Annotated in this window: 3 protein-coding genes and 5 pseudogenes; 5 read left to right on the forward strand and 3 right to left on the reverse strand. The window is 63.2% G+C overall.

What is annotated here, in order from left to right:
* Entirely contained in the window at positions 1-1011 is a 1011-nt protein-coding gene (locus tag NW75_RS04530) for a LacI family DNA-binding transcriptional regulator (protein WP_081988630.1), read from the reverse strand.
* A gap of 383 nt (positions 1012-1394) precedes the next feature.
* Between NW75_RS04530 and NW75_RS04535 the strand changes: the two genes are divergently transcribed.
* The 5 genes and pseudogenes from NW75_RS04535 (at position 1395) to NW75_RS04555 (ending at position 10459) form a co-directional block, all read left to right on the forward strand.
* Entirely contained in the window at positions 1395-4532 is a 3138-nt protein-coding gene (locus NW75_RS04535) for a TonB-dependent receptor (protein WP_033964015.1), read from the forward strand.
* Between the two features lie 118 nt (positions 4533-4650).
* Positions 4651-5428: pseudogene (locus NW75_RS04540) on the forward strand (SapC family protein).
* A gap of 39 nt (positions 5429-5467) precedes the next feature.
* The gene (locus tag NW75_RS04545; RefSeq protein WP_331385978.1) at positions 5468-6430 is read left to right on the forward strand and encodes a cupin-like domain-containing protein; all 963 of its coding nucleotides are present in this window, start codon (positions 5468-5470) and stop codon (positions 6428-6430) included.
* Positions 6427-7928 (forward strand): annotated as a pseudogene (locus tag NW75_RS04550) (tryptophan halogenase family protein). Before NW75_RS04545 ends, NW75_RS04550 begins: the two are co-directional and overlap by 4 nt.
* 153 nt (positions 7929-8081) lie before the next feature.
* A pseudogene (locus NW75_RS04555) lies at positions 8082-10459 on the forward strand (TonB-dependent receptor).
* Between the two features lie 37 nt (positions 10460-10496).
* On the opposite strand, the pseudogene NW75_RS04560 reads toward NW75_RS04555, so the two are convergent.
* Positions 10497-11604 (reverse strand): annotated as a pseudogene (locus NW75_RS04560) (S-(hydroxymethyl)glutathione dehydrogenase/class III alcohol dehydrogenase).
* Positions 11605-11712: 108 nt separating this feature from the next.
* Positions 11713-12247, reverse strand: a pseudogene (locus NW75_RS04565) (TonB-dependent receptor); the annotation flags it as partial.

Here is a 12247-nt window from a genome sequence, read left to right on the forward strand (position 1 = left end):
CTAGGCGTGCGGCGGAGCAGCGGATTCGCGCACTAGGAGGGTATGGGAATGCAACACGCGGGCCAGCGGCTCGCGATCCTCGAGCTGCGCGATCACCATTTCCGTCGCCGCCACCGCCATTTCGAACACCGGCTGGCGCACCGTGGTCAGGCGCGGCCAGGTGATTCGCGACACCTCCGAATCATCGAAACCAACGACGGACAATCGCTCGGGAATCGACAGTCCAATCTCCCGTGCAGCCATCATCGCGCCCACGGCCATATCGTCATTCTGCGCCAGGATCGCAGTCGGACGGTCAGCGCGTGCGAGGATGTTGCGCCCGGCCGCAAGCCCGCTGTCGAAGGTGAACATGCCGGGCTCGATCCGGTCGAAGCGCAATTCGAGACCCGCCTGATGGAAGGCCTGCATATAGCCAAGCATGCGCGCCTCGGTCGACGGATGTGTCGGGTCGCCGCGGATGATCGCGATTTCGCGATGCCCAAGCCCGATCACATAGGCCGCCATCTCGCGCGCAGCAGCGACGTCGTCGACCAGATTGCTGGGCGCAGCCTCAATCATGCGTGTCGGCGCGATCCGCGCGCAGCGAATACGCGCTTCCTTCAACTGACTGAGAATTAACGGATGATCCGACGCAGGCGGAGCCAGCACTACCCCATCCAGCGCAGCCGAGCGCAACAGGCCGACCACCTCGGCGGCATTTTCCTGCACCGATCGGATCGGGATCACCACCAGCCGATAGCGTTCGTTGGTGAGCCGCTCCAGCACGCCCTTTTGCAGTTCGACGACATAACTCGGGCTCGGATTTTCATAGACCAGCCCGATCATATGCGATTTGCGGCGGACCAGCGCCTGCGCAAACACATTGGGATGATAATCCAACGCATCGGCTGCGGCCCGAACCCGCTGCTTTACCGCTGCGCTGACATGCGGCTCGTCATTCAGAACCCGCGATACGGTCTTGGCCGAAACCCCTGCCAGCCGCCCCACATCAACAATCGTCGTTCGTTTCATGCCACTCAAACCCAGATCCGCCCGCAATAGACCAGAACAAAACCCCGCGCGCTAGATGCCTCTGATAACGTTGACACCATCGCAGCCGCATCGAGGAATGCCGAACCGGACTCCCACGGGCGGGCGGCACCTCCTCCCCTGCGCCCTGCCTTCGCCTCAGCACGCCGGGAAGTTGGCGAATTTCCTGTGATTTTGTGCGCCGCACCATATGATTTTTGTTTGCAAGGCTGCGCCGAGGCGATCGCCCGCAGGCCCGCAACGCGACAAAGCGCTGTTGACAACGTAAGACAATCTGGTAGCGCTCATCATGTCGAACTCGTTGGGGGCTCGGCATGGGGTTTCAGTGGCCAGATAAGGCCACGTCATTTTGGGAGGGGGGCTCAATGAAGGGCTTTGGTCAAGCGTCGGCTTACGTCTGGTCGGCTTCGGTAGTAGCGCTTGCTGCGGGGCTCGCGCTCCCGCAGGCCGCGCATGCGCAGAGCACGCCGGCGGCGCAGGACGCGAGCAAGACTGCCGACTCGACGACGGGCGACGACATCGTCGTCACCGGCGTCCGCGCCAGCCTTGAGCGGTCGATCGCGATCAAGCGCAATTCGACCGGCATTGTCGACGCGATTTCAGCCGAAGATATCGGCAAGTTTCCCGACACCAACCTCGCGGAATCGCTGCAGCGCATCACCGGCGTATCGATCGACCGCGTCAACGGCCAGGGCGCGCAGGTCACCGTGCGTGGCTTCGGCCCGAGCTTCAATCTCGTCACCCTCAATGGCCGTACGCTGGCCTCGTCCTACGTCCAGACGGTGGGCGGCGACGAAAGCGCCGACGGCACCGTCGGTGTGACGCGCTCGTTCGATTTCTCGAACCTTGCGTCGGAAGGCGTGAAGACGCTTGAAGTCTACAAGACCGGCCGTGCCGCGGTCCCATCAGGCGGTATCGGTGCGACGATCAACGTCGTGACGCGGCGTCCACTCGATTCGCGCCAGTCGGGCTTCAACGGCACGCTCGGCGGCAAGCTCAACTACGACACCAGCGCGAATGACTGTGTCGATTGCGGCTCGAAAGTCACCCCGGAAATCACCGGGCTGGCGAGCTGGTCGAACCCCGACCAGACCTTCGGCGTGTCGCTGTTCGGCAGCTATCAGGAACGGCATTTCTCGACCGTGTCGGCGACGTCGAACGCCTGGAATATCCGCACGCTCGCCGATTTCCTCAACCCCAGCAACGGCTTCGTCAACGCCGCGACCAAGATCAATAACAAGCCGAGCGACCCGAACCAGCTGGTCTCGGTCCCCAATGACAGCCGCTACCATTTTTCGGACGACAAATATCAGCGTCTGAACGGCCAGGCGATCGTCCAGTTCAAGCCGACCGACGCGCTGACCATCACCGCCGACGCGCTGTTTGCGCGCACGCTTCAGGACGAGCAGCGCTCGGATGAATCGAACTGGTTCAACCGCCCGTTCGACGTCGTCACCTTCGACAGCAACAAGGCGGTCGCCACCACTACCTATCTGCACGAGACCATTGCCGGCGTGAAGGACACCGGCTTCGAGCAACAGGCGCGCGCGCAGAAGAACCAGCTTGAGGATTACGGCCTCAACGCGAAGTGGGACATCGCGCACAATTTCACGCTGACGATCGACGGCCATTACGGCAAATCGTCGGTGCTGCCCAACAACAGCAACGGCACCAGCTCGACGCTGGTTGGTCTCGGTGCCAACGTCATCACCGCGCACTCGGTCGATTATAGCGGTCAAATCCCGGTGCAGGACATCTCGATCAGCGATGCGTCGATCCCCGGCGGCAACCATAATGGCGTACTCGACGTGAACGATGTCGGCTCGTCGATCGGGCGCACCTACACCACCAGCCAGCGCCAGAAGGTCAAGGAAATCCGCGCCGATTTCGGCTGGGATCTGGGAGGCGGCAGCCGCTTCGATTTCGGCGGTCTCTATCGCGATACCGACACCAACCAGCAATTGACCTCGACCCAGCAGACGCTGGGCAATTGGAGCGTCGATTTCCCCGGCGACGTCCAGAAGATCGCGCCGGGCGTGCTCAAGGACTTCTGTCTGCTGTGCAAATTCAACAGCTACGATCCAAAGGGCACCGGTCCCAATCTGATCGCGTTCCGCGGCGACGCGCTGACGCTCTACAATGCGCTGTCGTCGTCTTATGCCGCAAAGGGCAACGCGGTGTCGATCACCGCGAGCCAGAACAACACCGTGAAGGAAACGATCTACGCGGGTTATGGCCAGGTCACCTGGAAGGGCGAGATCGCAGGGCACAATGCGACGCTCGTCGCCGGTGCCCGCTATGAACACACCAAGGACGAGGCGATTTCGCTGCAGGCGGTGCCGAACCAGATTGCCTGGGTTGCCGATAACGACTTCACGATCAGCGTCGGAGCCACGCCGCAGACGCTGCGCGGCTATGGATCGTACGACAATATCCTGCCGTCGTTCGATTTCCAGGTCGAACTCAAGCGCAATTTGATCGGTCGCTTCTCGGCCAGCCGGACGATCGCGCGACCGAATTACGACAATCTGTTCGCCTCGACGAGCGTCTTCGCACCGTCGCGGCCAACCGCGATCGGCGGCGTCGCCACCGCGAACACCGGCAACACCAATCTCGCGCCGCTGATCTCGGACAATTTCGATCTGTCGTTCGAATATTATTTCAAGCCCGACAGCTATTTCTCGGCGGGCTTCTTCGACAAACGCGTGCACAATTTCATCGGCACGGGGCTTTCAAACGGCTCGCTGTTCGGCCTGCGCGATCCGAGCTCGGGGGCTGCGGGAACGCTGTCGGGAACGGCCAAGGCGGCGCTGAGTGCGCTGGGTGCCGATATCAGCGACGTCAACCTGTTCACCTATTCCGCGCTGATCCAGCGGGATGGCGCAGCGGCGGCGGCGACGCAGTTCAACGCGCATTACAGCTCGGTCACCAAGACGGTCGACCAGGCCTTCGTCAACCAGATCCTGTCAGCGGTCGACATCAACGGTTCGTCGTCCGATCCCCTGTACAACTTCACCATCTCGCGCCCGATCAACAACAAGGATGCGGAGATTTACGGCTTCGAAATCGCCGGCCAATATTTCTTCGGCCAGACCGGCATCGGTGTTTCGGGCAGCTTCACGTATGTGAAGGGTGACGTTGGCTTCAACAATGGCGGCGACCCCAATGTCGATCAGTTCGCGCTGACTGGCCTCAGCAACACCGCCAACGCCACGCTGATCTATGACAAGCACGGCATTTCGGCACGGCTCAGCTACAATTGGCGTGACAAGTTCCTGTCGCAGCTCAACCGCGACAGCTACAAGAACCCGGTCTACACCAAGGCGTTCGGCCAGCTCGACATGAACATCAGCTACGATCTCAACAAGAAGATCGCGCTGTCGGTCGAAGGCATCAACCTGACCAATGCGAGCCTGCGGACCTATGGCCGCTCGGAAAGCAACGTCTGGTTCGCCCAGGAATTGCAACGCCGCTTCCTGTTCGGCGCACGCTACCGCTTCTGATTTCCTCCACCTTGCCGGGTGCTTCGGAAGCGGAGCACCCGGTAATTTTTTTGGAGGCTTTCGGTCGCACGGATCGCGTGCCGCTTGGCGCAATCCCGATCGGCGATTACCACAGCGTATGACCAACACGGTTCTTCTCGACACCATCGCCCATGCCGATTTGCGCGTCGCCATCGGCTATTCCGCTCTCTTTGGCGATGCGGTGAACGAATGCGTCCTCTTTCCCGGCGAAATCGATGAGGCGCAGCGCGATTATCCCATTCTGTTCCGCCGCGACGACGCGGGAACGTTTTTACGCAGTCGCGCTGCTCGGGCTCGACCGCGACGAAAATCTGTTTCTCGATATCACCGGTTGGCAGGCGCGGCACATCCCGGTGATCCACCAGCGCGGGCCGTTCCTGATTGGCCTGGTCGATCGCACGGTCGACGGCCAGGCGCGGCGCGAGCCGATGCTGCATGTCGATCTCGACCATCCGCGCATCGCCGCTGCACCGCAAAGCCCCAATGCACAGGCCGTGTTCCTGCCGCATGGCGGATCGTCGCCGTATCTCGACCATATCGTGCGGGTGTTGCAGGTCATCCACGACGGGCATCAGCAGCACGACGCGATGTTCGCCGCCTTCGAACAGGCCGATCTGATCGAACCCGTCACGCTGGAAATCGCACTCGACGCGCATACCCGGTACGATGTGCCCGGCTGCTTCACGATCGGCACCGATCGTCTGGCCCGGCTCGACGCCACGGCGCTGCACGCGCTCAACCAGAGCGGCTATTTGCGGCATGCCTTTCAGATTGCCTCATCGCTCGGCAATGTCGCGCGATTGATCGAGCTCAAGAACCGCAAGCGCCGCGCCGAATTGGGCGAACCCCAAACGGCCGCGCCGGTCCCGGCATGAGCGCCCCCCGCGCCGGAGCCGCTGCTCGATCCGGCGCGCTTGATCGCGCAGCAGCAGCCTGTCGTCCTGCGCGGCTTGGTGCGGGATTGGCCGCTGGTCGCCAAGGGCCTTGAGGGGCCCGAGACGGCGGTGGCCTATCTCAAGTCCTTCTACACCGGCACCGCGGTGGTCGGGTATAGCGGCCCGCCCGAGATTGGCGGCCGGTTCTTCTACAATGCCGACATGACCGCGATGAACTTCACCGCGACGCGCGTGAAGCTCGATGCCTTTCTCGACCGGATGCTCGCCACCCGCGACGATCCTCATGCAGAGGCCCTGTATGTCGGCTCGACCGACCTCGACACCTATCTCCCCGGCTTTCGTGCTGAAAACGATCTGGCCCTTCCACCCGAGGCGTTTGGCGGTGCCACGCCGCTGGCGAGCATCTGGATCGGCAATCGCACCACGGCGGCCACGCATTACGACATGTCGAACAACATCGCCTGTTGTCTGGTCGGGCGGCGGCGCTTCACGCTGTTCCCACCCGATCAGGTCGCCAACCTCTATCCCGGCCCGCTCGAGCCGACCCCCGGCGGACAGGTGGTCAGCATGGTCGATCTCCGTGCGCCCGATCTCGATCGCTACCCGCGCTTCGCCGCCGCGCTCGAGACCGCGCAGGTGTTCGATCTCGAACCCGGCGACGTGCTCGTCTATCCGGCCTTGTGGTGGCACAATGTCGAGGCGCTGGATGCCTTCAACGTGCTGGTCAATTACTGGTGGAATGCGGCCCCGCGCTTCCTCGACACGCCGATGACCACGCTGCTGCACGGCCTGCTCAGCCTGCGCGACCGCCCTTTGACCGAAAAGCAGGCATGGCGCGCGCTGTTCGACCATTATGTGTTCGGCCCGGCCGATGCTGCGGCCGACCATCTTCCCGAAGCGGCGCGCGGGCCGCTCGCGCCGCTCGACGAACTGACCGCCCGCCGCTTGCGCGCGCATTTGCTGCAAAGGTTGAACCGATGACCGCCGCCCCTCCCCGCGCCGATACGCAGACGATCAAGCGCGTGGTCATCGCTGGCGGCGGCACGGCTGGCTGGGTTGCCGCTGCGGCCTTGTCCAAGCATCTGGGGCCATTGCTCGACATCGTACTGATCGAATCCGACGAAATCGGCACCGTCGCGTCGGCGAGGCGACGATCCCGACGATCCGCACCTTCCACCGCTTCCTCGAGATCGACGAGCGCGATTTTATGCGCGCGACGCAAGCGACCTTCAAACTCGGCATTGCCTTTGAAAACTGGGCGCGGCGGGGGGATCGCTACATCCACTCCTTCGGTCGCGTCGGCCAGTCGATCTGGATGGGCGATTTCCAGCATATGTGGCTGCGCGCGCGCGCCGAGGGCACCGGCGGCGCGCTGGGCGACTATTGTTTCGAGCTGACCGCAGCCGAAGCGGGCAAGTTCGCCACCGGCCCCGACGCCAAGATCAACTATGCCTATCATCTCGACGCATCGCGCTACGCCGTCTTCCTGCGCCAGTTCAGCGAGGCGCGCGGCGTAACCCGCGTCGAGGGCAAGATCGGCCAGGTTCATCAGCATCCCGAAACGGGATTTATCGAAGCGCTCGATCTGGCCGATGGCCGCCGGATCGAAGGCGATCTGTTCATTGATTGCACCGGCTTTCGCGGGCTGCTGATCGAACAGACGCTGAAGGCGGGCTATGAGGATTGGAGCCACTGGCTGCCCACCAACCGCGCGCTTGCGGTGCAGACCAAGGCCGTCCAGCCCGCTCTGCCCTATACCCGCGCGATCGCACATGAGGCTGGCTGGCAATGGCAGATCCCGCTGCAGCACCGCGTCGGCAATGGCCTGGTCTATTGCAGCGATTATCTGTCGGACGACGCCGCGCACGACAAGCTGCTCGCGAACATCGACGGCGAGACCATCACCGACCCGCGGCTGATCCGCTATGTCACTGGTCGCCGCAAACGCGTGTGGGACAAGAATTGCGTTGCGCTGGGGCTCGCCAGCGGGTTCGTCGAGCCGCTGGAATCGACCAGCATTCACCTCATCATGATCGGCATCACCCGCCTGATCCAGTCCTTCCCGTTCAACGGCATCAAGCCCGCACTGGTGCAGCATTACAACGCGCTCGCCGAAACCGAGCTGGAGCGCGTGCGCGACTTCATCATCCTGCATTATCATTTGACCGAGCGCAGCGACGATCCGTTCTGGGACCGCTGCCGCACGATGGACATCCCGGCGACGCTCGCGCAGCGCATCGCGCTGTTCCGCGAAGCCGCGCTCACCCCGCAAACCGCCGACGATCTGTTCCAGGCCGATTCCTGGTTGCAGGTGATGCTCGGGCAACGGCTGGAGCCCGCCAGCTATCACCATATGGGGCATATGCTCAGCATCGAGCATATGCAGCGCGCGCTCGGTGACCTGAAGGGCAACATCGCAAGCGCGGTTGCGCGGATGCCGACGCATCAGGCCTTTCTCGACCACTATTGCACGCCCTGACCTGCTCCAACGCTGCTTGGATCCCGACGCTGAAATGAGGAGGATCGTGCTGTAAAAGCAGCACAAGACCGACCGCCGCTACCAATATCTATATCCGGCTATATATAGCGAGTCGCCAATGCGGAGCACCGCAGGTCAAAGCTGGGGATTTGTATGCGACCGTCGACCTTTGTTATCGCCACCGTCTCGGTGGCTGCCGTGATGGCGCTTATGCCCGGTGTCGCCAACGCCCGGCCAGACGCCGACGCACCCAAAGCCGACGCCGCCCTCGATACCAATAGCGACATCGTCGTCACCGCGCGCCAGCGGGCGGAGGATCTCGAAAAGGTGCCGCTCGCCGTGTCGGTGGTGGGCGGCGCGCTGCTCGACCGGTCCTACACCGTCAACACCAGCCAGTTGAGCTTGCTGGTCCCCGCGCTCAACTACAGTTCCGCCAACCCGCGCAACACCGCCTTCACCATCCGCGCCTCGGCAGCAGCGTGGTCGCGGTCAGCCAGGCCAATGACGGGCTGGAACCCGGCGTCGGCTTCTATGTCGACCAAGTCTATCACGCCCGCCCCGCCACCGCCGCGTTCGATTTCTCGGATATTCAGCAGATCGAGGTGCTGCGCGGGCCGCAGGGCACGCTGTTCGGCAAGAACACCACTGCTGGCGCAATCGCCATCACCACCCGCGCGCCGACCTTCACCCCAGAAGCGAGCGAAGAGCTGTCGGTTGGCAGCTACAACTTCGTCCAGGCCAAGGCCTCCGCCTCGGGGCCGCTGATCGGCGATACCGTCGCCTTCCGCCTGTCGGGACTGGTCACGCGGCGCGACGGCGTGATCGACAATGTCCGCACCGGTGCCAAGGAAAACGGCATCGGCAATCAGGCGGTGCGCGCGCAAATTCTGTTCAAGCCGACCGCCGATTTCCAGCTCCGCGTGACCGGCGATTTCACCAATTTCGAAAGCGAATGCTGCACCCAGGTCTATCTGCGCGTCGGCCAGAGCCTGCGGGCCCCTTCCCGGCAATATCCGGCGCTGGCGGCGCTGTTCAACTACACCCCGCCCAGCACCAACCCGTATGACCGCGTCACCGATATCGACGCAGCCTTGGGCGTGAACACCAATGAAGGCGGCGTCTCGGCGATTGCCGACTGGAATGTCGGTTTCGCAACTCTCACCTCGGTCAGCGCGTGGCGCTTCTGGAACTGGGATGCCGCCAATGACCGTGATTATACCGGCATCCCGGTCCAGCTCAGCCAGCACATCCCGTCGCGCCAGGATCAATATAGCCAGGAACTGCGGCTCGCCTCGAATGGCGAGCATCGGCTCGGCTATGTCGCTGGCCTGTATTTCTTCGACCAGAAAATCACGGGAGAGCCGATCAGCATCTACGGCCCGGCGGCGGCTTATTATCTGATCGGCCAGACCACCGGCACGCCCGCCGTCGCGGTGCCCGCCAATTTGCTCGACGGCTATGGCACGGACGGCCACACCCGGCTGAAGGAAGATAGCTATGCCGCCTTTGCCGAGCTCAACTACAAGATCCTGCCGCGCCTTACCCTGACCGGCGGCCTGCGCCACACCTATGAAATTAAGGACGGTACGTACGACACCACCGTGTTCGGCGGCCCCGCCACGACCAATACGACGCTGCTCAACGCGCGGCTCGGCGTGCTGCGCCCGCAAAGCTATGTCGCGCATGACCGCGAGAGCAACGTGTCCGGCCGCGCCAATCTCGCCTGGCAGGCGACCGACACCGTGATGCTCTATGGCGGATATGCGCGTGGCTTCAAATCGGGCGGGATCAACTTGTCGGGTCTGCCGCTCAACACCGCCAACCAGCCGGTGCTGACCACCGCCGTAATCCGGCCCGAGCTCAACACCACCTATGAAGGCGGGATCAAGGCGGCGCTGTTCGACCGCCGGTTGGTGGCGAATCTCGCAGGCTATTACACCGATGTCCGCGATTTTCAGGCGACGATCGTCGACAGTTCGCAAACCGTGGCGCTGCGCGGTTACCTTTCCAACATTCCCAAGGTGACGGTGAAGGGCTTCGAGGCCGATGTTACCGCCAACGTCACCCGCGCCTTTCAACTGCGCGGCAACGTCGCTTATGCACATGGCACGTATGCGAACTATCCCGCTGGCCCCTGCCCGCTTGAGGTGCAGACCGCCGCGACCACGGCGTGCAACCTGACTGGTCGTCCGCTCGCCGGACTTCCGAAATGGTCGACCACGATCGGCGGCGACTACACGCTGCCGGTGGGCAGCGCCGCGCTGATCCTGCACGCCGATTCAAGCTGGCGCACCAGCTATTATGGCGACCCCAGCCTGTCGAAATACACGTTGATCGACGGCTATAACGTCACCAACGCCAGCCTCGGCTTGCGCAGCAAAAGCGGGCTCGAAGTCGCGCTGTTCGTGCGCAACCTGTTCAACGCCAATTACATCCAGAATCTGACGATCCAGGCGGGCAATTCCGGCCTGATCCTCGGCACTCCCAGCGACCCGCGCGTCATCGGTGTTACCCTGCGGGCGCGGCAATAACCGCTGCGCCTCCCCAACGGGGGGAGGCGCAAGGCGCTCAATACACCACCACGCTGCGGATGCTCTCGCCTGCGTGCATCAAATCGAACCCCTTGTTGATCTCCTCAAGCGAGAGGACATGCGTGATCATCGGGTCGATCTCGATCTTGCCGTTCATATACCAGTCGACGATCTTGGGCACATCGGTGCGCCCCTTGGCCCCGCCAAACGCGGTCCCGCGCCAGTTGCGCCCGGTAACGAGCTGGAACGGGCGCGTGCTGATTTCCTTGCCCGCCTCGGCCACGCCAATGATGATCGAGGTGCCCCAGCCACGATGGCACGCTTCCAGCGCCTGGCGCATCACGGTCGTGTTGCCGGTGCAATCGAAAGTATAATCCGCGCCGCCATCGGTCAGCGCGACGAGGTGCGCGACCAGGTCGCCCACATCCTTCGGGTTGACGAAATGCGTCATGCCGAACTTGCGGCCCCATTCCTCGCGGTCGGGGTTGATGTCGACGCCGACGATCATGCTTGCGCCCGCCATCCGCGCGCCCTGCAGCACGTTGAGCCCGATCCCGCCCAGACCGAACACGATGACATTGTCGCCGACCTGCACCTTGGCGGTGTTGACCACCGCGCCAACACCCCGTCGTCACGCCGCAGCCAACATAGCAACTGGTCTTGAACGGCGCGTCCTCGCGGATCTTGGCGACAGCGATCTCGGGCAGCACCGTGAAATTCGAAAAGGTCGAGCAGCCCATATAGTGGAAGATCGGCTGGCCCTTATAGCTGAACCGCGTCGTGCCGTCGGGCATCAGCCCTTTCCCTTGCGTCGCGCGGATCGCGGTGCACAGGTTGGTCTTGCCGCTGAGGCACGATTTACACTGGCGGCATTCGGGGGTGTAGAGCGGGATGACATGGTCGCCCGGCTTGACCGAGGTGACCCCCGCACCGACTTCGCGCACGATGCCAGCACCTTCATGCCCCAGCACGCTGGGGAACAGGCCCTCGCTGTCGAGCCCGTCGAGCGTATAGGCATCGGTATGGCAAATGCCGGTCGCCATAATCTCGACCAGCACTTCGCCCGCCTTCGGCCCCTCCAGATCCAGTTCGACGATTTCGAGCGGCTTCTTGGCTTCAAAGGCGACGGCGGCGCGGGTCTTCATGGCGGACACTCCTGGAAACGTGCGTCCTCACTTACGGCCACCGCCCCGCGCGTCAACCGCCCGCGCCGTTCAGCCGCCATGCCAGAAAAGCATGGCCGCTATCGACCTTTAGAAGAACAGCTTGCGGATCGACACCCGCACCGTCCGCCCCAGCGGGTTGAGATAATCGGGCTGATAGGCGACCGGCGTCGTGCCATTCGAATCGGTCACGCGCTGGCGCGAATCGAAGATGTTGTCGAAGGCGACCGCGACGCGCATTCCCCGCATCCAGGGGTGCTTCTTGACCAGCTCAAGCCGCTGCCCGAGATCGCCGAACAGACGCAGGCTGACGGTCGCCAGATCCGAAAAATGCAAGTCCTGCGGATTGGCGGCGGTGCCGCCATTGACGTTGGTGGCACTCTGCCAATTCGCCGACAGACGCACGCCGATGCCGTTATTGCTGTAACCGGCCTGCCCTTCCAGTTCGTGGCGAGGCTGACCGCCGCTGCCGCCGATCGCATCGCCGCGCAACAAATCGAGCGACGGGCCACCCTGCTGCACCAGCACGCGATCGGTGAAATGCCACGTATGGTAGAGCGCGAATTGCAGACGGCCGCCCGGCGCACCACGGCCACCCCCGCCCCCCGCCAAAGCCGCCGCGCCA

It is taken from the genome of Sphingomonas sp. Ant H11 (genome assembly GCF_000797515.1).
Taxonomy (GTDB): Bacteria; Pseudomonadota; Alphaproteobacteria; order Sphingomonadales; family Sphingomonadaceae; genus Sphingomonas.